The 22092-nt window shown below is 52.2% G+C and carries 19 protein-coding genes and 1 tRNA gene; 15 read left to right on the top strand and 5 right to left on the bottom strand.

The window, feature by feature from the left end; genetic code table 11:
- Entirely contained in the window at window positions 1-3213 is a 3213-nt protein-coding gene (locus tag HMY34_RS02615) for an Rne/Rng family ribonuclease (protein ID WP_202717766.1), read from the bottom strand.
- 534 nt (window positions 3214-3747) lie between these two features.
- Here HMY34_RS02615 and HMY34_RS02610 point away from each other — a divergent pair.
- The 4 genes from HMY34_RS02610 to pncC are packed head-to-tail and all read left to right on the top strand — an operon-like array spanning window position 3748 to window position 6789.
- A complete protein-coding gene (locus tag HMY34_RS02610; RefSeq protein ID WP_202717765.1) occupies window positions 3748-4710 on the top strand; it encodes an RluA family pseudouridine synthase in 963 nt (320 codons plus the stop codon).
- Window positions 4707-5372, top strand: a complete 666-nt coding sequence (locus HMY34_RS02605; protein WP_202717764.1) for an HAD family hydrolase — start codon at window positions 4707-4709, stop codon at window positions 5370-5372. Before HMY34_RS02610 ends, HMY34_RS02605 begins: the two co-directional genes overlap by 4 nt.
- Window positions 5369-6313, top strand: a complete 945-nt coding sequence (locus HMY34_RS02600; RefSeq protein WP_202717763.1) for a S49 family peptidase — start codon at window positions 5369-5371, stop codon at window positions 6311-6313. The genes HMY34_RS02605 and HMY34_RS02600 overlap by 4 nt, the downstream gene beginning before the upstream one ends.
- The gene (pncC, locus tag HMY34_RS02595) at window positions 6313-6789 is read left to right on the top strand and encodes a nicotinamide-nucleotide amidase (RefSeq protein WP_202717762.1); all 477 of its coding nucleotides are present in this window, start codon (window positions 6313-6315) and stop codon (window positions 6787-6789) included. Before HMY34_RS02600 ends, pncC begins: the two co-directional genes overlap by 1 nt.
- Here pncC and HMY34_RS02590 read toward each other — a convergent pair.
- A complete protein-coding gene (locus HMY34_RS02590; RefSeq protein WP_228287958.1) occupies window positions 6786-8621 on the bottom strand; it encodes a PHA/PHB synthase family protein in 1836 nt (611 codons plus the stop codon). The genes pncC and HMY34_RS02590 overlap by 4 nt on opposite strands.
- Before the next feature lie 149 nt (window positions 8622-8770).
- Here HMY34_RS02590 and HMY34_RS02585 point away from each other — a divergent pair, with 149 nt between their 5' ends.
- Window positions 8771-9838: an Lcl domain-containing protein gene (locus HMY34_RS02585; protein WP_202717761.1), complete on the top strand. Its 1068-nt coding sequence runs from the start codon at window positions 8771-8773 to the stop codon at window positions 9836-9838.
- 47 nt (window positions 9839-9885) lie between these two features.
- Here the strand turns inward: HMY34_RS02585 and HMY34_RS02580 are convergent, their stop codons facing one another.
- A complete protein-coding gene (locus HMY34_RS02580) occupies window positions 9886-10521 on the bottom strand; it encodes a Uma2 family endonuclease (protein WP_202717760.1) in 636 nt (211 codons plus the stop codon).
- A gap of 172 nt (window positions 10522-10693) precedes the next feature.
- Between HMY34_RS02580 and recA the strand changes: the two genes are divergently transcribed.
- From recA to tilS, 10 genes are all read left to right on the top strand, one after another.
- On the top strand, window positions 10694-11749 hold the full coding sequence (recA, locus tag HMY34_RS02575; RefSeq protein ID WP_228287957.1) for a recombinase RecA: 1056 nt from the start codon (window positions 10694-10696) through the stop codon (window positions 11747-11749).
- On the top strand, window positions 11749-12189 hold the full coding sequence (locus HMY34_RS02570) for a regulatory protein RecX (RefSeq protein WP_202717759.1): 441 nt from the start codon (window positions 11749-11751) through the stop codon (window positions 12187-12189). Before recA ends, HMY34_RS02570 begins: the two co-directional genes overlap by 1 nt.
- Window positions 12186-14798, top strand: a complete 2613-nt coding sequence (gene alaS, locus HMY34_RS02565; RefSeq protein WP_202717758.1) for an alanine--tRNA ligase — start codon at window positions 12186-12188, stop codon at window positions 14796-14798. The genes HMY34_RS02570 and alaS overlap by 4 nt, the downstream gene beginning before the upstream one ends.
- Window positions 14799-14840: 42 nt before the next feature.
- Window positions 14841-16073, top strand: a complete 1233-nt coding sequence (locus HMY34_RS02560) for an aspartate kinase (protein WP_202717757.1) — start codon at window positions 14841-14843, stop codon at window positions 16071-16073.
- Window positions 16074-16338: 265 nt separating this feature from the next.
- Window positions 16339-16539: a carbon storage regulator CsrA gene (gene csrA, locus HMY34_RS02555; protein WP_202717756.1), complete on the top strand. Its 201-nt coding sequence runs from the start codon at window positions 16339-16341 to the stop codon at window positions 16537-16539.
- Between the two features lie 52 nt (window positions 16540-16591).
- A tRNA-Ser gene (locus HMY34_RS02550) sits at window positions 16592-16682 on the top strand.
- A gap of 105 nt (window positions 16683-16787) precedes the next feature.
- On the top strand, window positions 16788-18428 hold the full coding sequence (locus HMY34_RS02545; RefSeq protein ID WP_202717755.1) for an NAD(P)/FAD-dependent oxidoreductase: 1641 nt from the start codon (window positions 16788-16790) through the stop codon (window positions 18426-18428).
- Window positions 18391-19161 (top strand): ferredoxin--NADP reductase, encoded by a 771-nt coding sequence (locus HMY34_RS02540; protein ID WP_202717754.1) that lies wholly within the window; start codon window positions 18391-18393, stop codon window positions 19159-19161. Before HMY34_RS02545 ends, HMY34_RS02540 begins: the two co-directional genes overlap by 38 nt.
- 71 nt (window positions 19162-19232) lie before the next feature.
- A complete protein-coding gene (locus HMY34_RS02535) occupies window positions 19233-20186 on the top strand; it encodes an acetyl-CoA carboxylase carboxyltransferase subunit alpha (protein WP_202717753.1) in 954 nt (317 codons plus the stop codon).
- Window positions 20167-21450, top strand: coding sequence for a tRNA lysidine(34) synthetase TilS (tilS, locus tag HMY34_RS02530; protein ID WP_323127457.1), 1284 nt, complete (start codon window positions 20167-20169; stop codon window positions 21448-21450). The genes HMY34_RS02535 and tilS overlap by 20 nt, the downstream gene beginning before the upstream one ends.
- On the opposite strand, the gene vapC is transcribed toward tilS, so the two are convergent.
- Window positions 21385-21786: a type II toxin-antitoxin system tRNA(fMet)-specific endonuclease VapC gene (gene vapC / locus HMY34_RS02525; protein ID WP_202717751.1), complete on the bottom strand. Its 402-nt coding sequence runs from the start codon at window positions 21784-21786 to the stop codon at window positions 21385-21387. The genes tilS and vapC overlap by 66 nt on opposite strands.
- On the bottom strand, window positions 21786-22016 hold the full coding sequence (locus HMY34_RS02520; protein ID WP_202717750.1) for an antitoxin: 231 nt from the start codon (window positions 22014-22016) through the stop codon (window positions 21786-21788). Before HMY34_RS02520 ends, vapC begins: the two co-directional genes overlap by 1 nt.
- Window positions 22017-22092: the final 76 nt, after the last annotated feature.

The following is a 22092-nucleotide window of genomic DNA, read 5'->3' as shown; positions in this document are numbered from 1 at the left end:
TTAATCCTGATCAGTGTGCATCCATGAAGGCCGTTTTTTCATGGGAGGTGTTGCTGCTTTTGGGGTTTCAACAACAGGTTCTGGTTCAGGTGTGCTTTCCTCTGCCATGACAGGAACAACTGCTGGTTTTGATTTCTGCATCGGTTGCGGCGCAGTTTCCACCAGGACAGGTTCAGGTATTGGTTTCGGTGCAGTTTTTACCACAACAGGTTCTGGTGCTGGCTCAGGCGCGATTTCCACTACGACAGGTTCACGCACTGGTTCTGGTGCGGTTTTCACTGCGACAGGTTCCGGCGTCGGCTCTGGTGCAGGTGCAGCTTCCACAATTACTGCGGGTTCTGGAACAGGTTCCGGCTTGATTTCAGCCTTCGCGGGTTGACGCTCGTAACGCGGTTGATGCATGGGTTGCGTCGCGGTCAAGTCGATGATGAACGGTTCCATGTTTTCCGGGGCGAACGGTTGTTCGATCTCGGATCCGGCAGGGCGTGGCGGGCGTTGCTGACGGTTTTGATTACCACGCGGGCGACGTGTCCGACCACGGCGTTCACGTGGGCCACGTGGTTGCGTGCTACCGGTTTCTTCCCGTGCATCATCACCTTCTTCTGCGTCTGGCGCGTCGTTTAGATCATCGGTGTCGGTGTCGATGTCGGTATCTTCTGCCAGTGGCGCTGCTTGCTTGGGTGTGACATTGCTGGCAACTTCTGCTGTTGGTTCTGGTGCGTTAGCGCTGACGACTGCTTGACGCGGCGGCTTTGCAATGGGTGCATCCTCCACAAAGGCGGCGCCACTGTCTTGCTCTTGCACGGTGAATTCAGGTGCTGCGGCGTTGCGGTTACGGGATTCACGCCGTGAGCGATCACGCCGAGGTTGTTGCGCTTGACCATTATCACGGTTGCCATCGCGAGTTTCGCGGGGTGCTTGCAATACAATTTCTACCGGCGCTTGCTCTTCAATCGGTGTGGCTACCGCTGGTGTGTCTTGCGGTTGTACACGCGGTGGGCGTTGTTCGCGTGGCGGACGGCGGTTGTTGTTGGTGTCGCCCGCCACTTCCTCGCGTTCGTTGCGATTGCGGTTATTGCGGCGGTCGTTGTTGCGCTCGTTACCGTTGTTGCGTTCAGGGGCGCGTTCGTTACTGCGCTCAGTGTTAGTGTTGCGCGGTTCGGAATTACGCTCGTTGACACGTTCATTGTTACGCGGTTCTTGGGGACGTTCGTCGGGGCGATTTTGACGGTTCTGACGATTTTCCTGAGCATTGCGATTGCGAGTGTCATCGTTAGCGGGGCGGTCGACATCGTTTGCCGGTTCGCTTTTGCCATTGTTGCGGTTACGGTTGCGCGGATCGTTGCGGTCGCCGCCCCGTTCGTTGTTGCGACGGTCACGCGGTTGTGGTTGGTCGTTACGCTTGGGGACTGCGGGTGCGGCAGCTTCTGCTTGGCTTTCAGCCGCTTCTGCTGCTTGATCAACACTTGGGCTGCTACCGAATAGGCTGCCGAAAATACGCCGCATTAGCCCTGGGCCTTTGATTGGCGTAATGGTCGGAACAACCGGTGTTGCGGCAACGTTTACTTCTGCTGGCTGGCTGCGGGCGTGTTGCGGCGCAGGCGTGCTGGGCATGACGTTGGTAACAGCGGCTTCCGCAGCGACTTGGTGCTGGTTAGCTTCTTGCCGGACAGTTTCTTCCGCCGCCGGTGGTGCGGGGATGTATTGATAACTGCTGGTGACTGTTTCCTCGTCTTCGAGATTGTCATTGCGGATACGGCTGATGTCGTAATGCGGCGTTTCCATGTATGGGTTAGGAATAATGGTCAAATCGACATTGCGACGCTGTTGAATGTCGGTGATCGCTTGACGCTTTTCGTTCAGCAAGAAGGTCGCAACGGAAACCGGCAGGCGGGCAATGACTTTGCCGGTCATTTCCTTCATGGCTTCTTCTTCGACCAAGCGCAAGATGGACAGCGCCATTGAGTCGGTGCTGCGGATGTGGCCTTGACCGGTGCAACGTGGGCAGACGATTTGGCTGGATTCGCCAAGTGACGGACGCAAGCGTTGACGCGACATTTCCAGCAAGCCAAAGCGGGAAATGCGCCCGACTTGTACCCGTGCGCGGTCGAGTTTCATGGCATCACGCAAGCGTTTTTCGACTTCGCGCTGGTGTTTGCTGGGCAGCATGTCGATAAAGTCGATCACCACCAAGCCGCCCAAGTCACGCAAGCGCAATTGACGGGCAATTTCGTCCGCCGCTTCGAGGTTGGTATTGAGCGCGGTTTCTTCAATGTCATGCCCTTTGGTGGCACGCGCCGAGTTGATGTCGATGGAAATTAGCGCTTCGGTATGGTCAATGACAATTGCGCCGCCAGAGGGCAGGGCAACGGTGCGCTGATACGCTGTTTCGATCTGATTTTCCACCTGAAAGCGGCTGAACAGCGGCGTGCCATCTGTGTAAAGCTTGAGCTTGCGGATATTGTGCGGCATCACCGCCTGCATAAAATCACGCGCTTGGTTGAATACCTTGTCATTGTCGATAACAATTTCACCGATGTCGCGGCGGAAATAGTCACGCAAAGCGCGGATAATGACATTGCTTTCCTGATACAGCAGCGTCGGACCTTTATGCTGTTGGTAGGCTTGTTGGATGGCATTCCACAGGGTTTTGAGGTAGTCCAAATCCCATGACAATTCTTCGGCATCGCGCTCGATACCTGCTGTGCGCACGATCACGCCCATGCTGTCGGGGATGTCTAACTCGCTCAGGGTTTGCTTGATTTGCTGGCGGTCATCGCCTTCAATACGCCGAGAAACCCCGCCCGCTTTAGGGTTGTTGGGCATTAACACCAAATAACGCCCGGCAAGGCTGAGGTAGGTGGTCAGGGCTGCGCCCTTGTTGCCGCGTTCTTCTTTGTCGACTTGTACCAGAATTTCCATGCCTTCGCGCATCACGTCTTTGACGTTAGGGCGACCGGTGTACTTGGCATTCGGGTTGTAAAATTCAGGCGCAACTTCGCGGAAGGAGAGGAAACCGTGGCGTTGTGCGCCATAGTTAACAAAAACTGCTTCTAAGCTGGGTTCAACGCGGGTAATTACCCCTTTGTAAATATTGGCCTTTTTCTGAGCGCGTAGGGAATGTTCAATATCGAGGTCGTATAGGCGTTGCCCATCAACCATGGCAACGCGAATTTCTTCGGGTTGGGTTGCATTAATTAAAATACGTTTCATGTACTACATAAGCCTTGGTTATGCAGCACCTGTTACCTGTTTGTTTCAGGTGGAGTCGATTAGTTTATTTCGTTTAATATCAAAGCGTTAGAAATGTTCTTTTCGCCAAGCTATGGATTAACCTTAATCGGGCCTACCTTCAGAAAGAATCGTTCGGTTGTTACGGGTCATGGAACTGCCTCATAAGGGCGCATGAAAATTGTAAACCGCTGGCGCATTCTTGCAACAGACATCAGCAACAAGTTCTGCTGTTAATGCCACACCTGTTTGCTTACTTTTTAAACTGCATAACAGGCGTTGAGTTATCGGGGTCAGGATGCTTTATCCTGTTTACCCCAGCACAAATTCTGGGGGAATGTTCTGGCCGCTAGAATTTGTGATTGAATCAATCAGGCATGGGTCATATCATCGTGTTCTGATTTGATCGAACCCATTGTGTCAGGTTTGCACCTTAACGTTTGCCTGTTGCGAATATATCAATTCGGTTAATTATATTCAATTTGCATTTAAATTTAGTTGGTATGTTTTTTCACTATGGCCGTCGAATATTACACAGTTACTGAAAACGAAGTCGGGCAACGCATCGACAATTTCCTGCTGCGGCATTTGAAGCAACTGCCCAAAAGCGCCTTATACCGGATTGTGCGCAAGGGCGAGGTGCGTGTTGATAAAAAAAGAGTGAAGCCGGAAAAAAAGCTTGAATTAGGTGAAATTATTCGGATTCCGCCGATCAAGTTAGAAACCGAAGTGAACCCGCCGGATAAGCCTGCGTTGGCATCTGAAGCGTTGTTGGCAGTGCTGGCAGATGCCGTGTTACACGAAGATGAGCAGCTTATTTTCATCAATAAGCCCTCCGGTTTGCCGGTACACGGTGGTAGCGGTTACAAATTGGGCTTGATTGAAGCATTTCGCCAGTTACGCGAAAATTTACCGTATGTAGAATTGGCGCATCGCATTGACCGCGACACCAGCGGCGTGGTGATTCTGGCGAAATCGCGCCAAGCGTTGACCGAATTGCACGGTTTGTTTCGCGACGGCAAGATCGACAAGCGCTACAAAGCCTTGGTTGCCGGACGTTGGAAACACGGTCGCCAACATGTAACCATGGATTTGAGTCAGGAAGAAGGCACACGCCAGAAAGTGCAGCGCGTGGAAGAGGGCGAAGGCAAAGTGTCGGAAACCATTTTCTCGTCGCTGAAAAATCTGCACGGCGCGTCGTTGCTGGAAGCACAAATTCTCACCGGACGAATGCATCAAATCCGGGTGCAATTGCAAAATTTGGGGCATCCGATTTTGGGTGATGACCGTTATGGCGATTTCGCCTTGAATCGCAAGTTTCGTGAGATGGGCTTAAAACGTTTGTTTTTGCATTCTGCCAGCGTGGATTTTACCTTGCGAGCCACTGGGCGGCGTTATGTGGTCGAAGCGCCGTTACCCGATGATTTAAAAGAAGTATTGATCAATATAAAAATTAACGCAGTTGAGCGTACCGAATGAAACCTTATTCCCTGTTGATTTTTGATTGGGATGGCACGTTGATGGATTCAGCGGCGCACATCACCGAATGTATGCGCAATGCGATTCAGTTGGTGGGCGCAGAATCGCGCACTGATCAGGAAATTCGCCACATTATCGGCTTGGGCTTGGATGAAGCGATTCGCGCCTTGTACCCTCAAGCACCCTCGAACTTGATTCGGGCGATTGCGGATGAGTATCGCCAAGAATTTTTGGTGCGTACCACACACGGTAGCGAATTGTTCGCCGGTGCGCGTGAAACCTTGCACACACTCGCCGCACAAGGCTACGACTTGGCGGTAGCGACGGGTAAATCTCGCCGGGGTTTGGATAAGGTATTGGACGAAACTGGGTTGCGTGAGTTGTTTCCGATCACACGCTGTGCCGATGAAACCCGTTCCAAGCCGCATCCACAAATGCTGGAAGAGATTTTGACAGACTATGATGCAGCGCCGCATGATGCGTTGATGATCGGTGACAGCGAATACGATTTACACATGGCACTGGCTATCGGGATGGATTCACTGGCGGTCAGTTATGGCGTGCATGATTTAGAACGGTTACGGCAAGCGCAGCCGCGTGGACACGTGGATGATGTGACGCATATTCCTGATTGGTTAGAAAAACAAAAGGTTACAGAATGAACGAAGAAAATACACAAGCATTGCAAGCCCTCAAAGATGTGGCAATGGAATCTGTCAAAGAGCAGCGACGGGCGCGGCGTTGGGGGATCTTTTTCAAGCTGTTTTTTGTGGCGTATTTGCTGGTTGGCTTGATTGCGCTGATCGGTAGTGGCGCGTCGGATACTAAATTAACGGCTGCCGACAAAATTACGGCGGTGGTCGACATTAACGGCGTGATTATGGATGGTGCAGAAGCCAGCGGCGAGATGCTGATCCCTGCGCTGAAAGAAGCATTTGAGCACGAAAAAACCAAAGGCGTGATTTTGCGCATTAATAGCCCCGGTGGTAGCCCGGTACAGTCGGGTATTATTAATGATGAAATCAAGCGCTTGAAAGCCAAATACAAGGAAATCCCTGTCTACGCGGTCGTGTCTGATTTATGCGCATCCGGTGGCTATTACATTGCCGTGGCAGCCGACGAGATTTATGCGGATAAAGCCAGCATTGTCGGTTCGATTGGCGTGCGTATGGATAATTTCGGTGCGGTTGAATTGCTGGAAAAGTTAGGCGTTGAACGCCGTTTGTACACTGCGGGGGCAAATAAAGGGATGCTTGATCCGTTTCTGCCTGAAAATGAAACGCAGGTGGCACACGTCAATAATATGTTGAATACAACCCACCAGCAGTTCATCAAGGTGGTGAAAGAAGGGCGTGGTGAACGTTTACCAAACAATCCCGATATTTTCTCTGGCCTGTTTTGGACGGGTGAAGATGCGGTCAAACTGGGTTTGATTGATGGCTTGGGCAGCGATGCTTACGTGGCGCGTGAATTGATCAAAGCCGAAGAAATGGTGAATTTCACCACCGAAAAGGACTTGATTCAGCGTTTGAGTGAGCGGGTCGAAACTTCCGTGCAGTCGATGATTTCGCTCGATGCCACCCCGCGTACTGTATTGCGTTGATGGAAGCTTTGCTGGCACAAGTGGCAACGGCATTGCAAGCCAGAAGCTGGATGCTCACGACGGCGGAATCGTGCACGGGCGGTTGGATTGCCAAGCTGTGTACTGACCTGACAGGCAGTTCGGCATGGTTTGAGCGCGGTTTTGTCACCTACAGCAATGAAGCCAAGCAGGATATGTTGGGTGTGCCTGTGGCAACCTTGGCAGAACATGGTGCAGTGAGCGAAGCCGTGACTGCTGCGATGGCAACCGGTGCGTTACTGCATTCGCGGGCGCAGGTGGCGGTATCGGTCAGTGGCATTGCGGGGCCGGGTGGTGGTACAGCAACCAAGCCTGTCGGCATGGTCTGTTTCGGCTGGGCGGCGCAGGGTGGGAAAGTACGCACCGCTACCCAATACTTTGAAGGTGATCGGGAAGCGGTACGCTATCAGGCGGTACAATACGCGCTACAAGGCGTATTCCAGATGCTCGTGGATTAGACCTTCTGCCGCACGTAAGTACCGGGTGCATCACCCAGTACTTCCAGTTTGCCTGCACCGGGAATACGCGCATCGACTTCTTCGCTGGAGAAGGTTGCTACCCAGCGATTCCAGTCATGCCACCAAGACAAATCCACTTTGGTGGCATCCAACAGCCAATCTTCCGCCGTGTCATCTAGCTTTTCTTGCGTATCATTGACCCAGTGACCGTATTTGTTGGCGGCAGCAGGGTTCACAATGCCTGCAATGTGACCGGATTGCCCTAACACAAAGCGCACCGGGCCTGCGAACAGTTTTGCGCCTGCATACGTACTGCGCCAAGGCGCAATATGGTCATCGTGGGTGGAAACAAAGTAAGCCGGAGTATCAATGGTGCGCAAATCAATTGGTGTACCGGAAAGGGTGAGGCAATTCGCTTGGCTCAGGCAGTTGTTCAGGTACATATTGCGCAGGTAGTAGCTGTGCATCGCCGCTGGCATTCTTGTGCTGTCTGAGTTCCAATACAACAGGTCGAAAGGCATCGGGTCATTGCCGAGCAAATACAAGTTCACAAAGAACGACCAAACTAGGTCATTGGCGCGGAGCATGTTGAAAGCTGTACCCATGTCTTTGCCATCGAGGTAGCCGGTTTTGTCCATGCGTTTTTCCAGTGAACCGACCTGTTCTTCGCTCAGGAACACGCCAATTTCACCGGGTTCGGCAAAGTCCAGCAAGGTGGTGAAGAAGGTGGCACTTTTTACCCGCTCATCACCTTTGGCTTTCAGGTGCGCAAGGGTCGCTGCGGTCAGTGTGCCGCCTAAGCAGTAACCGATCAGGTTCAGGTCACGTTCGCCAGTCGCCGCTTCGACCGCATCCATCGCCGCAATCGCTGCCTGCATGTAGTCTTCAAAGTTTAAGTCGCGGTGCTGGCTGTCAGGGTTGACCCACGAAATCATAAAGACGGTGTTGCCTTGTTCCACCGCCCATTTGACGAACGAGTTCTTTTCGCGCAGGTCGAGGATGTAATACTTGTTGATCCAAGGCGGTACGATCAAGACCGGACGTTGACGGACTTTGGCGGTAGTTGGTGTGTATTGGAGCAGTTCCAGCAGTTCATTCTTGAACACGACTTTGCCGGGCGTGGTGGCAATATCGCGCCCCAGTTCAAACGCTTTCATGTCAGTCATGCGGATACGCAATTGACCGTCTTGGAAGTCATCCAGCAGGTTTTCCATGCCTTTAACGAGGTTTTCACCATTGGTTTCGAGGATGGTTTGCCAGACTTGTGGATTGGTGTGCGAGTAATTGTTCGGCGAAAGTGCATCAATCATGCTATTGATGAAGAACTCGGCTTTTTTTGCATCCTGTTCGGATAAGCCACCAGCAGTTTGCGCCAATGTCCGCCAGTAGGTTGACATATTCAGGTAAGACTGGAGCAGCACTTCGGTGAATTGGTGTTCTTGCCATGCCGGGTGTTTGAAACGCTTGTCGGTAATCGCAGGCACGCCCGGTGACAATTTCCCGAAGCCTAGTGCGCGTGCGGTGCTGTGTTGCCACAGTTTGGTTTGGCTGGTAAGCAGTGCCATATTCGCTTGCATGACGGCAGTGGGGTGCAAGAATAAATTCACGCCCCATTTGGCAATGGCGGTGTTGAAACTGTTATCGCCTTGTCCGGCATCTTTGCCCTGCTTGCTGGCGGCATCGCTCATCATACGAGCAACAAAGCGTTGCCACAGGAGCATGGCGCGGGTGATGTTGGTTTGTAATTGCACGGGGTCAACCGTGTGCGTCGGTGTTGGTACTGGCTGTTGCATAGGTAAGGGATTCCACTTGTCTGAGCTGGTGATATTCATAGGTGTATCACAATAGCTAGTTTATGGGGCGATTGTCGATAGTTTTTTTGCTGCAACGCAACATTTCTGGTGACTGAGCCAATTTCACAGAAATTCCGCCGCATATCGTTTATTATCCGTTCATCGGGGATTCTCTATCAGTTATCAGTATGCACGACATTTTTCTCAGTTACTCGAGCCAAGACCGTGAGCGTTTGCAGCCGCTGTTTCAAGCGTTAGCGCAACAGAGCTGGTCAGTGTTTTGGGATCATCAATCTATTCATACAGGGGAGAATTGGCATCGCAAGATTGACCAAGCCATTCGTGAAAGCAGGTGTGTCGTGGTGGTATGGTCGAAGGGTTCTGTAGATTCTGAATGGGTGCTCGAAGAAGCCAGTAATGGCAAAAGCCGTAACGTGTTGTTGCCCATCAAGATTGATGATATTGAGCCGCCATTTGGTTTCGCTATGCGGCAGGCGGGTAACTTCACTCGTTGGAATGGCAAAAGCGATAGTCCAGTTTTTATTGAACTAGCAGCACAAATTTATGGGCTGCTAGGTCGTGGGTCTCAACCGCTATCTTCGCCACCACCCAAAAAATTCCCGTGGCTACCCTCACTATTCCTGTTCGCGGCAGTTCTTGGCTGTGGTGGGTATTATTGGAAATATTCTGTAGGAGCTAGCCTTGCTGGCGATTCTTCCATGCAACAAGGCAAACCTGTGAAGAAAGAATCGCTTGCAGGGCAAGCTCCTACAGCAATACCCCAAACTGTAGCTTCATCCCACTACATCATTCACAATGACGGCACGGTAACTGATACTAAAAGTGGGTTGATGTGGAAGCAATGCATTGAAGGTCAAAGTGGTGTGGATTGTAGTACTGGAGAAGCAGCCAAATACAAGTGGGATGATGCTATGTCGGAGTTTGAATCAGGTGTCAGCTTCGCAGACTATAGCGATTGGCGGATGCCTACTAAAGATGAGTTACGTACACTTGTGTATTGCAGCAACGGCATACCGCAGTCAACGGCATGGTACAAGACTTGTGGTCACAATTACCAAATCCCGACGATTGATTTGCAAGTATTTCCGAATACACCTGCATTTGGGTTGCTGCACTGGTCGTCCAAAGCGAAAGATGCTTCCTACGCTTGGGGTGTCAACTTTTACGATGGTAATGACCTTTGGTTCGACCGTTACGACGGCAATCATGTGCGGTTAGTCCGTTCCGGTCAGTAATTTTGCCCTTTGCAACGGCTTGTCATCCGGTGGATGTTCTTTCCTTATCATGAATAATAACCCCCCGGCGGTGGCTCTTTCACATAAACCAGCGGCTTCGGTGGTGGAAACAGCACATCCCATTCCAGCACCAAATCGGGAAACAGCCCGGATGCTTGCATACCCTGCGTTTCCTCGATCAACACCGCGCCATAACGCCCGCTATCGGCGGACAATTGCCACATCATCACCACTCGGTCTATCGGATGCACCACCCAATATTCCCGCACCCCATAACGTTCGTACAGCCGCAGCTTGTGGATCAGGTCTCTGGATGCAGTGGAAGGCGACAGCACTTCAATGATCCAATCGGGCGCACCTTTGCACCCTTTGTCATGGATTTTGTTGCCGTCACAAATCACGCTGATGTCAGGTTGCACCACATTGTTGATCTGGTCATCCGCCGCATCGGCAGCGGCGAAGCAAACATCAAACGGTGCAGGAAAAACTTCGCAGGATTTGCCCAACAAAAAATTGCCGATTTGACGTACCAGTTCGCGAATAACCCGTTGATGCATCGTGCTAGGCGCAGACATCATCACCGGTTCACCGTCCAGCAATTCATAACGCACATCATCAGGCCAGCGCAGGTAATCCTGATAGGTGTAACGTTGTTGTGTGTCTAATTGATAGGCAAGTGACATACGCTGTTCTCCCGGTCGAGTACTGAGGCGGTTTGCGGTTGTTTCAAGTCGCTGATTATACCATAAATGATCGACGTTCATCTTTCGGCATTGGCTTGCTGCTACCCGTTATGAAATAATCCCCGCTTTCATACCACCCACACAGAATTTACCTTTATTAAGGAGTGTCCGCATGGACGAGAACAAAAAGAAAGCCCTCGCCGCCGCCCTAGGCCAGATTGAACGTCAGTTTGGTAAAGGCACTGTGATGCGCATGGGCGACTCCAGTGCTGCCCGCGACATCGACGTGATTTCTACTGGCTCATTAGGGCTGGACATTGCCCTTGGTATTGGCGGCCTGCCCAAAGGACGTGTTGTCGAAATTTACGGCCCGGAATCTTCCGGTAAAACCACTCTGACGCTGCAAGTGATCGCCGAATGCCAAAAAATGGGCGGCACAGCGGCGTTCATTGATGCGGAACACGCGCTTGACCCGATTTACGCGCAAAAAATCGGCGTTAACGTCGATGACTTGCTGGTGTCCCAACCGGATAACGGCGAGCAGGCGTTGGAAATTGCCGACATGCTGGTGCGTTCCAACGCAGTGGATATGGTGGTGGTCGACTCGGTTGCAGCGCTCACGCCAAAGGCTGAAATCGAAGGCGATATGGGTGATTCTCACGTCGGTTTGCAAGCACGGTTAATGTCACAAGCCCTGCGCAAACTCACCGGTAATATCAAGCGTTCCAATACCTTGGTGATTTTCATCAACCAGATTCGGATGAAAATCGGCGTGATGTTCGGCAACCCGGAAACCACTACGGGCGGTAACGCGCTGAAATTCTACGCTTCCGTGCGTCTCGATATTCGCCGCATTGGTGCGATTAAGAAGGGTGACGAAATTACTGGCTCTGAAACCCGCGTCAAAGTGGTTAAGAACAAAGTCGCGCCACCGTTCAAACAAGCCGAATTTGAAATTCTGTACGGCGAAGGCATTTCTCGCGAAGGCGAATTGGTTGACCTCGGTTCCAAGCAAGGGCTGGTCGGCAAAGCTGGCGCGTGGTACAGCTATAAAGGTGAAAAAATCGGTCAAGGCAAGGATAATGCTCGCAATTATTTGAAAGAGCATCCGGCTGCGGCGGCTGAAATTGAAAAAGCTATCCGCGAAGCTTGCATGAATGCGCCCGGTTTTGCCGCCACCGTTACCGAAGAAGCCGACAGCGATGCCGGTCTTGATGACGTTGTTTAATGACTAATGGGCGGGAATGCGAAACGGTAGCGGTGCGCTTGTTGGCGCAGCGTGAGCATTCTCGCCATGAACTCGCGCAAAAAGTGCGTCAGCGTTGCGAGTGCGATACTATCAGCTTGAACGCGCTCTTGGATAAATTGCAGTCGCTGGGTTATCTGGATGATGCCCGTTACGCGGCTGCTTTTGTCCGTTCGTCAATCTCGCGGGGGCGTGGTCCGCAGCGGATTAACTATGAATTACGCGAGCATGGCGTGGATGACACCACGGCGGCTCAGGCATTGGCAGAAGCCGATGTCGACTGGCACGATCTGGCCTGTGAACAACGGATCAAGAAATTTGGCGGGGAAATCCCGGCTGATTACAAGGAACGCGCCCGGCAATCTCGATTTCTTGCCGGGCGCGGTTTTTATACCGATGCGATTAAAGCTGCTTTCCAATGAATACTGCTGAACTCAGACAACATTTTCTCGATTTTTTCGCCAGCAAAGGCCATGAAATCCTTCCGTCCAGCTCGTTGATACCGGGCAATGACCCGACCTTGCTGTTCACCAACGCAGGCATGGTGCAATTCAAGGACGTGTTTTTGGGCGACGACATACGCGCCTATAACCGTGCGACGACTTCGCAGCGTTGCGTGCGTGCGGGCGGTAAGCACAATGACTTGGAAAATGTTGGTTACACTGCACGTCACCACACCTTTTTTGAAATGCTCGGCAACTTCAGTTTTGGCGATTATTTCAAACACGATGCGATTCAGTATGCGTGGGAATTCCTCACCGAAGTGCTGAAATTGCCCAAAGGCAAGCTGTGGGTGACGGTCTACGCGGACGACGACGAAGCCTATAACATTTGGGCGCAGCAAATCGGTGTGCCAACGGATCGCATTACCCGCATCGGCGATAATAAGGGAGCGCGTTACGCTTCCGACAATTTCTGGCAGATGGGTGATACTGGGCCGTGCGGGCCTTGCACCGAAATTTTCTACGATCACGGCGAACATATCTGGGGTGGGCCACCGGGAACACCGGAAGAGGACGGCGACCGTTACATCGAGATTTGGAACTTGGTGTTCATGCAGTATGAGCGTACCAAGGATGGCGAAATGCGTCCGCTGCCTAAGCCTTCCGTTGATACCGGTATGGGCATGGAGCGTCTGGCGGCGGTGATGCAAGGCGTTCACAGCAACTACGAAATCGACTTGTTCCAAACGCTGCTCAAAAAAGGCACGGAACTGGCGAAAAATGCCGATCCGAATAGCCCGTCATTGAAAGTAATTGCTGACCACATCCGTTCTTGCTCCTTCCTGATTGTGGATGGGGTATTGCCGTCGAATGAAGGTCGTGGTTATGTATTGCGCCGGATTATTCGCCGCGCTATCCGTCACGGTTACAAACTGGGCATGGAAGCACCGTTTTTCCACAAGCTGGTACAGCCGTTAGTGGATGAAATGGGCAAAGCTTACCCTGAGCTTGCCGCTGCCCAGCCTTTGGTCGAACAGGCGTTGGAAAAAGAAGAACGTCGCTTTGCCGAAACCCTTGAACAGGGCATGAAGATTCTGGAAGAGGCGATTGCGGGCATGTCCGGCGATACCATTGACGGCGAGACCGTGTTCAAGTTGTATGACACTTACGGTTTCCCGGTGGACTTGACGGGTGATATTGCCCGCGAACGCAACCTCAAACTGGACGAAACCGGGTTTGAAGCGGCAATGAATGCGCAACGCGAACGCGCCCGTGCTGCCGGTAAATTCGGTGCGGATTACGGCGACAAGTTGGATGTGAGTGGCGCAACGGCATTCCACGGTTACGAGCAATTGGCGGAAACGTCCACCATTACCGCGCTGTTCCGTGGTAGCGACGCGGTAACGAGCCTGCAAGCCGGTGATGAAGGGCGTATCGTGCTGGATCACACCCCATTCTATGCCGAATCCGGTGGTCAGGTGGGCGATACTGGCGTGTTGCACACGGGGGATGCAGTATTCCGCGTTACCGATACCCGCAAGCAGGGCGCAACCTTTATCCATATCGGTACGCTGGAATCCGGCACATTGGCTGTTGGCGCAAACGTTGCCGCCGAAGTGGATGCCGAACGCCGCCAAGCCATCATTCTCAACCATTCCGCCACGCACTTAATGCACGCCGCACTGCGCCAAGTATTGGGTACGCACGTTGAGCAAAAAGGCTCATTGGTGACACCTGACCGTTTGCGTTTTGACTTCTCGCAACCTGATCCCGTTTCCGCCGAGCAAATTGCTGAGGTAGAAGCCATCGTCAACCGCGAAATCCGTGCCAATGCTGCGACTTCTGCGCAAGTTATGAACATGGAAGCCGCCAAGCAAGCTGGTGCAATGGCATTGTTCGGCGAAAAGTACGGCGATGAAGTGCGTGTTTTGAAAATCGGTTTCTCCACGGAATTATGCGGCGGTTGTCACGTTAACCGTACTGGTGACATTGGCTTGTTCAAAATCGTCAGCGAAGGCGGGGTTGCCGCCGGTGTGCGCCGTATCGAAGCTGTGACTGGCGCGAATGCGCTGGCGTGGCTTGCGGAAGTAACCAGCCGTTTGGATAACGTCGCACGTTTGCTCAAATCCAATCCAGTGGAAGTGACGGACAAGCTTGACGCGATGCTGCAAAAAAGCCGCGCTCTCGAAAAGGAACTGGAACAGCTTAAAGGCAAAATGGCTTCCCAAGCCGGTTCCAACCTTGCCGATCAAGCAGTGGAAGTGGGCGGAATGCGCGTCCTCGCAGCGCATCTGGAAGGGGCTGATCCCAAATCCTTGCGCGACACCGTTGACCAGTTGAAAAACAAATTGGGCAAAGCGGTGGTGATTCTCGCCACGGTAGCGGATGGCAAAGTCAGTTTGGTGGCAGGTGTCACCAAAGACGAAACCGCCAAAGTCAAAGCCGGTGATTTGCTGGGCTTTGTGGCTGCGCAACTGGGTGGCAAAGGCGGCGGTCGCCCGGACATGGCACAAGGCGGCGGCACGGATGTGGCAGCATTGCCCACCGCGTTAGCCAGCGTACAGGGCTGGGTTGCTGAGCGCGTTTAATCGGGTTTAATTTAGAAGTGTTTTGAAGGTAAACAGTAAACAATGGCACTGATCGTACAGAAATACGGCGGTACATCGGTTGGCACACCTGAGCGTATTGAGGCTGTGGCTGACCGGGTAATCCGCTGGAAACAACAGGGCAATGATGTGATCGTGGTGGTTTCCGCGATGTCGGGTGAAACCAATAAACTGGTCGCGCTCATCAACGCCATTAACCCACAAGGTTCGGAGCGCGAAAAAGACGCGATTCTGTCCACCGGCGAACAAGTCACGATTGGCTTGCTGGCAATGGCGTTGGAAAAGAAAGGCCAGCCTGCGCGTTCTTACACCGGGGCGCAGGTACGCATCTTGACTGATGATGCTTATACCAAAGCGCGGATTCGCGACATTGACGCCGAGCCAATCCGTAAAGATTTGGCGGAAGGCAAAGTGGTGGTGGTAGCAGGTTTCCAAGGTGTGACCGAAGATGGCAGCATTACCACCTTAGGGCGCGGCGGTTCGGATACCACGGGCGTGGCTTTGGCAGTGGCATTAAAAGCTGACGAATGCCAGATTTACACCGACGTGGATGGCGTTTACACCACCGACCCGCGTGTCGAACCCAAAGCGCGTCACATTCCGCGCCTGACCTTGGAAGAAATGCTGGAAATGGCCAGCCAAGGCTCCAAGGTGCTGCAAATTCGTTCGGTTGAATTTGCCTACAAATATGATATGCCTATCCGCGTGCTCTCCAGCTTTGACGAATTTGGTCAGGGCAAAAGCACGCTGGTCACTCGTGAGGAAGAAGTAATGGAAGAAGTCTCAGTCCGTGGGATTGCGTTCAATCGTGATGAAGCTCAATTGACGGTAACGGGTGTACCCGATCGCCCCGGTGTTGCTTACCAGATTCTGGGGCCGATTTCGGATGCCAATATCGAAGTCGATATGATTGTGCAAAACATTGGTTCTGATGGTTCGACCGATTTCACCTTCACGGTACACAAAAACGATTACGCCAAAGCGCGTGACATTCTGTGTAAAACCGGCGAAACCTTGGGCGCAAAGCAATGCACAGGCGATGAAAATATTGCCAAGGTAGCCATTGTGGGCGCAGGAATGCGTTCTCATGCGGGCGTTGCCAGCAAAATGTTCAAAACATTGGCAGACGAGGGCATTAATATCCGCATGATTTCCACGTCGGAAATTAAAGTGGCGGTCGTTGTCGATGAGAAATATTTGGAACTCGCTGTGCGGGTGTTGCATCAAGCGTTTGGCTTAGCGCAAACAGCCGCTTAATTTCCGAATAAATTGCTTAAAAAACCCGCTGGTGTCTTGAATGACCAGCGGGTTTTTTTGTCTATGCATGAATGTGTTAGGTGGTTTAATTAATGCTTGTTGTATAAAGAATACATTGGTAAAAACGCAACTTTCATGCAAATAGTTAAGCCTCAGTTAAGTGCTAATATGGGATGGTTGATGCTACCAACGACTGTGATGATGTTTTAGATGTATCACGGGGCTTTTGGGATACATAAATGCAGCAATAGGGAGATTATGCGATATGTTGATTCTAACACGGAGGGTAGGGGAAACCCTCATGATTGGGGATAATATCAGCGTTACGGTTTTAGGGGTAAAAGGTAATCAAGTTCGCTTGGGAATCAATGCACCGAAAGATGTTGCCGTACATCGCGAAGAAATCTTTGAACGCATTCGGCACGAACACCTTGAGCCGGTCGCGATTGAAGAAAATGCAAATTAAAGCTTTACGCTAAGCCGATTTGAAGGTATTCTTGCCGCCTTCAACCAGTACCGGAGAGGTGGCCGAGTGGCCGAAGGCGCTCCCCTGCTAAGGGAGTATGGGCCAAAAGCCCATCGCGGGTTCGAATCCCGCCCTCTCCGCCATATTCATACGTCATGTTTTTGACATGATTGTATCAAAAGCCCTTGCAGGTTATTGTCTGTAAGGGCTTTTTTGTATTAACGTTATTAGCGCACCGACCAAGCCCCATGATACGTATCACCGAATTGCGCCTGCCGCTGGAATACCCCGCCGATGCCCTGTCTGTGGCGATTGCCGAACGTTTAGGCATTGCGACGGCTGACCTGTTAAGTTTTAGCGTTTTCAAACGCGGTTACGATGCCCGCAAGCGTGACGCGATTGTGTTGGTTTACACCATAGACGCTGTGCTGCCTGATGAAGCTACGCTATTGGCTAAGTTTGCCGATGACCCTCACGTTAAAATTGCCCCTGATACCACTTACCGTTTTGTGGCGCATGTGCAAGAAGCACCCGCTATTCGCCCTGTTGTCGTCGGTTTTGGCCCGTGTGGTTTGATGGCAGGTTTGGTGTTGGCGCAAATGGGCTTGCGCCCGATTATTCTGGAACGTGGCAAAAAAGTCCGCGAACGTACCAAGGATACCTGGGCGTTATGGCGTAAAAATCAGCTTGATCCCGAATCGAATGTGCAATTCGGCGAAGGCGGTGCTGGTACATTTTCCGATGGCAAACTCTACAGCCAGATCAAAGACCCCAAGCACTACGGGCGCAAAGTTTTAACCGAATTCGTCAAAGCGGGCGCTCCCGAAGAAATCCTCTATGTTAGCAAACCGCACATTGGCACCTTCCGTCTGGTGAAAATGGTGGAAAACATGCGGGCGCAGATTGAAGCTTTGGGCGGTGAAATCCGTTTTCAGCAGCAAGTGACCGATGTTTTGATCGAAGCCGGTCAGGTGCGTGGCTTGACGCTAGAGAGTGGGGAGCAACTGCGTACCGATCAAGTGATTATGGCCTTGGGGCATAGTGCGCGGGACACGTTTGCGATGTTGCATGAGCGCGGTGTGTTTATGGAACAGAAGCCGTTTTCGCTCGGTTTTCGGATTGAACACCCGCAAACGCTGATTGATCAGGCACGGTTTGGCAAACATGCAGGCAATGAATTGCTGGGTGCGGCGGATTATAAGCTGGTGCATCACGCCAAAAATGGGCGCTCGGTGTACAGTTTTTGCATGTGTCCGGGTGGGCAAGTGGTGGCGGCAACCTCTGAAGTTGGGCGGGTTGTCACCAATGGCATGAGCCAATATTCGCGGGCAGAACGCAACGCCAACGCGGGCATAGTGGTCGGCATTACCCCAAGTGATTACCCCGGCAACCCGCTGGCAGGGATGGAATTTCAACGCCAATGGGAATCCCGCGCTTACGAATTGGGCGGTCACGATTATTCTGCACCGGGGCAATTGGTAGGCGATTTTCTCAAGGGCAGAGCATCGACGCAATTGGGTTCTGTCGAGCCATCGTATCAGCCCGGTGTGCATTTGACCGATTTGGCAACCAGTTTGCCGGGTTACGCGATTGAAGCGATTCGGGAAGCGTTGCCTGCCTTTGAACGGCAAATCAAGGGCTTTTCGATGTATGACGCGGTATTAACCGGGGTGGAAACGCGCACGTCTTCGCCACTGCGCATGACGCGCGGTGAGGATTTGCAAAGCCTAAACGTTAAAGGGCTTTTTCCGGCTGGCGAAGGCGCGGGTTATGCTGGCGGAATTCTCTCGGCAGGCGTGGATGGTATCCGCGTCGCTGAGGCATTAGCTACCCAAATGCTGGAGGCTCACCATGACCGGAATCATTCGCACCACCTGGCACAACGCTGAAGTACTAAGCAATCAACGCTGGACTGAGCGTTTATTGACCTTGCGTATTCGCACCGAAGCGCTACCGTTTACAGCGGGTCAATTCGTCACTTTGCGACTGCCTATCCCCACCGCAGACGGTACGGAGCTAGTGGCGAAATCCTACTCGCTAATCAATGCGCCTGATGAAGAAGCGTTGGAAATTTTCTACAATATCGTTCCCAACGGCAAACTCTCTAACGCTTTGGCGCAATTGCAGCCGGGTGATAGCCTCGAAATTTCGCAACCTGCCAAAGGCTTTTTCGTGTTGGATGAAATCCCCGCTGTGCCAAATCTATGGATGATTGCCACAGGTACAGGTTTAGGGCCTTATTTGTCGATCCTCAAAACCCCACAGCCTTGGCAGCGTTTCCAGAAAATCGTGTTGGTACACGGTGTACCGTTGGTGAATGAGTTGGCGTATGCTGATTTGATCCAAACGTTTGCTACACAATACCCTGAACAATTCCGTTTTATTAGCTGTGTGACTCGCGAAGCCAATGCGCACGGGCTGGAAGGGCGTATTACCACTCACCTAGAATCTGGCACATTGGAACAAACGGCAGGCACAACCATTACCGCCGACGATACCCACGTCATGCTGTGCGGCAACCATAATATGCTCAATGATATGAAAGCCTTGCTGGGCAATCGCGGGATGCAGCGCCATTTGCGCCACAAGCCGGGGCATATCACCACAGAACAGTATTTTTAAAGTCGTAATCTGGGCGCAAGCACTGTAAAATTAATTGCTTGATTACATGGGTCAACGGATAAACAACAGGCATGAACCCGGATTTTCTGGATTTTGAACAACCGATCGCCGAATTACAGGCGAAGATCGAAGAGCTGCGTTACGTCGGTGACGCTGAAATTAACCTGAGCGAAGAGATTGGCAAGCTGGAAGAAAAAGCTGCCTCGTTGACCCGTTCCATTTTTTCCAAACTGACCCCGCGTCAGATTTCGCAGCTTGCGCGGCACCCAAAACGCCCGTATACGCTGGATTTAATCCGTTATTTATTCACCGATTTCAAAGAGTTGCATGGTGATCGTGCCTTTGCAGATGATAAGGCGATTATTGGCGGCATGGCACGGTTTCGCGGTCAGTCTGTCATGGTCATCGGGCATCAGAAAGGGCGCGATACCAACGAAAATATCAAACGCAATTTTGGTATGCCGCGCCCGGAAGGGTATCGCAAGGCTTTGCGTTTGATGCACATGGCAGAAAAATTCCAACTGCCGATCATTACCTTTATCGACACGCCCGGCGCATACCCCGGTATCGGCGCGGAAGAGCGCGGTCAAAGTGAAGCGATTGCCCGCAATTTGTACGAGATGGCGAAATTGCGTACCCCGATTATTTGTACCGTGGTGGGCGAAGGCGGTTCGGGCGGTGCATTAGCCATTGGGGTGGGCGACCGGGTGATGATGTTGCAATACGCGACATACTCGGTGATTTCGCCGGAAGGTTGCGCGTCGATCTTGTGGAAAAGTGCGGAAAAAGCGGCGGATGCTGCCGATGCAATGGGCATTACGGCGGATCGTCTGAAATCACTGGGGTTGATTGAGCAGATTATTCCTGAGCCATTGGGCGGGGCGCACCGTGATATGGAAGCGGCGGCGCAACATATCGGCGAGGCGCTCGATGCTAATCTGCGCAATTTGAAGACCATGAATATCGACAAATTGTTGGATCAGCGTTACCAGCGCATTATGGGCTTTGGGCAGTTTGAGGAATAGTTTAGTCGCGTTTTTTCAACGGTATCCAGCCGCTAGTTATTGGATTGGGTTCAGTGGCGGGCTGGATTCGCATGTTTTACTTCATGCTTGTGCAAGTCTGCGCGGGCAATATCCTCACCTTAGGTTTCGTGCGCTGCACATTGATCACGGTTTGCAGGCCATGTCTGCGGCATGGGCGGCACATTGCCGTGAGGTGTGCACGGTTTTGGAAATACCGCTGGTGGTGGAAGCCTTGGAATTGGTGATTCCGGCGGGAGCAAGTGTGGAAGCGGTGGCGCGGACGGCACGGTACGCGGCTTTCCTGCAACACTTGCAGGCAGGTGAAATTGTGTTGACGGCGCATCATCAGAACGATCAGGCGGAAACCTTGTTGCTGCATTTGCTGCGCGGGAGTGGCGTAGATGGGTTGGCAGCGATGCCGGAAATTCGACCATTTGCATCCGGGGCGTTGGGGCGACCGCTGTTGGGATGCAGTCGGGCGGAATTGGCGGCCTATGCCAAACAGCATGAGCTGAATTTCATAAACGACCCCAGTAATCAAGACAGCCGTTTTGATCGTAATTTTTTACGTAATCAGGTGATGCCACTATTGGAACAACGTTGGCCTGCGGCGGGTAAGACCTTGGCGCGGGCGGCGCGGTTACAAGGCGAAAGCCGTCAGTTGTTGGCAGGTTTTTTGCGTGAGAAATTGCCGAGTTTGCAAGGTACTAAGCCGGATACGTTATCCGTTAGCCGATTGTTGACGCTGGATGGGGCGATGCAAAAAGCGGTGTTGCGCGAATGGTTGACACAGGGTGGTTTTCGTTTGCCGGAGGAGAAAAAGCTGCGTCAAGTGTTGTGTGATGTGTTGCAGGCGCGGGCGGATGCTACGCCATGTGTACGGTGGAATGGCTGCGAAATTCGCCGTTATCGGGATGATGTGTATGCAATGTCGCCGTTGTCTGCGCATGACCCCCAGCAGGTGTTGGTGTGGGAGACGCGAGAGCCGTTGGTGATTGCATCGTTGGGGCGCACCTTGGTGGCGGAGGCGGGGTATCCTGAAGTTGTCACGGTACGTTTTCGGCAAGGGGGAGAGAGCGTGTATTTGCCAGAGCGTGGCGGGCATCATAGCCTTAAGCATTTGTTGCAAGAGTGGGGTGTGCCGCCGTGGGAGCGGGAGCGGCTGCCGTTGGTGTATGTGGGGGAGCGGTTGATCGGCTTACACCCACGTTTCGAGTTGCAGACCGATAATCCGTTCAAAGTGCCGCGTATTGTTGGTGACTAAAATAATGCCTTGGCTGAGGGCATGACTACCGATTTGCATATCCATACCGCCGATGGGCGTGCCGCTTCGCTCCAGTTGGGCGCGAACGCGGGAATAGTGGTCGGCTGCGTCTTTATCCCAATCCAATACATCCAGATGTGCGACGAAATTTTCGATAATGGGGCGGTTTACCCGTTCTGAGGATGAGCGTTCCACACCGTAGAGCAATTCTGCGTAGGTAATGATGGAAATGCAGATTTGTTCCATTTTTAGGGTGCGGAAACGCTTGGCGACTTGCTCTGGGCGATTTTTAATGATGTAGCTGCTGGTATCGGTGTCTAGCATGTAACGTTTCATCAAAACAACACCCGTTCTTGCGGTGGCAAATCTACCCGTTCAGCCATGAAATCGGCGGTAGGACGTTGCGTGTCGTTGAAAAAATCATCCCAACTTGCGGGCTTGGGTGAGAGGATGATTTGATCGCCTACTCGCCGAATAAAGACTTCATTGCCTTGAAAGCGGAATTGTTTGGGTAGGCGTACCGCTTGGCTACGCCCTGACATGAATAATCTAGCTGTTTGCGGCATGGTAAATCTCCGGTTTGATGATAGTTATCATGGTAGATGACAGTGATTGGTTTGGCAATTACTGTTTGCAAAATCA

Source organism: Thiothrix subterranea (assembly GCF_016772315.1).
Taxonomy (GTDB): domain Bacteria; phylum Pseudomonadota; class Gammaproteobacteria; order Thiotrichales; family Thiotrichaceae; genus Thiothrix; species Thiothrix subterranea.
This window is presented reverse-complemented; position numbering and strand designations above follow the sequence as displayed.

Bases quoted from the DNA above. Each gene is read 5' to 3' on its own strand.
- HMY34_RS02605 (WP_202717764.1), top strand. From the start codon at position 4,707: ATGAAACCTTATTCCCTGTTGATTTTTGATTGGGATGGCACGTTGATG.
- recA (WP_228287957.1), top strand. From the start codon at position 10,694: ATGGACGAGAACAAAAAGAAAGCCCTCGCCGCCGCCCTAGGCCAGATT.
- alaS (WP_202717758.1), top strand. From the start codon at position 12,186: ATGAATACTGCTGAACTCAGACAACATTTTCTCGATTTTTTCGCCAGC.
- HMY34_RS02580 (WP_202717760.1), bottom strand. From the start codon at position 10,521: ATGTCACTTGCCTATCAATTAGACACACAACAACGTTACACCTATCAG.
- HMY34_RS02545 (WP_202717755.1), top strand. From the start codon at position 16,788: ATGATACGTATCACCGAATTGCGCCTGCCGCTGGAATACCCCGCCGAT.
- HMY34_RS02535 (WP_202717753.1), top strand. From the start codon at position 19,233: ATGAACCCGGATTTTCTGGATTTTGAACAACCGATCGCCGAATTACAG.
- HMY34_RS02540 (WP_202717754.1), top strand. From the start codon at position 18,391: ATGACCGGAATCATTCGCACCACCTGGCACAACGCTGAAGTACTAAGC.
- HMY34_RS02585 (WP_202717761.1), top strand. From the start codon at position 8,771: ATGCACGACATTTTTCTCAGTTACTCGAGCCAAGACCGTGAGCGTTTG.
- HMY34_RS02600 (WP_202717763.1), top strand. From the start codon at position 5,369: ATGAACGAAGAAAATACACAAGCATTGCAAGCCCTCAAAGATGTGGCA.
- HMY34_RS02590 (WP_228287958.1), bottom strand. From the start codon at position 8,621: ATGAATATCACCAGCTCAGACAAGTGGAATCCCTTACCTATGCAACAG.
- csrA (WP_202717756.1), top strand. From the start codon at position 16,339: ATGTTGATTCTAACACGGAGGGTAGGGGAAACCCTCATGATTGGGGAT.
- HMY34_RS02610 (WP_202717765.1), top strand. From the start codon at position 3,748: ATGGCCGTCGAATATTACACAGTTACTGAAAACGAAGTCGGGCAACGC.
- HMY34_RS02570 (WP_202717759.1), top strand. From the start codon at position 11,749: ATGACTAATGGGCGGGAATGCGAAACGGTAGCGGTGCGCTTGTTGGCG.
- HMY34_RS02560 (WP_202717757.1), top strand. From the start codon at position 14,841: ATGGCACTGATCGTACAGAAATACGGCGGTACATCGGTTGGCACACCT.
- vapC (WP_202717751.1), bottom strand. From the start codon at position 21,786: ATGAAACGTTACATGCTAGACACCGATACCAGCAGCTACATCATTAAA.
- HMY34_RS02615 (WP_202717766.1), bottom strand. From the start codon at position 3,213: ATGAAACGTATTTTAATTAATGCAACCCAACCCGAAGAAATTCGCGTT.
- pncC (WP_202717762.1), top strand. From the start codon at position 6,313: ATGGAAGCTTTGCTGGCACAAGTGGCAACGGCATTGCAAGCCAGAAGC.
- HMY34_RS02520 (WP_202717750.1), bottom strand. From the start codon at position 22,016: ATGCCGCAAACAGCTAGATTATTCATGTCAGGGCGTAGCCAAGCGGTA.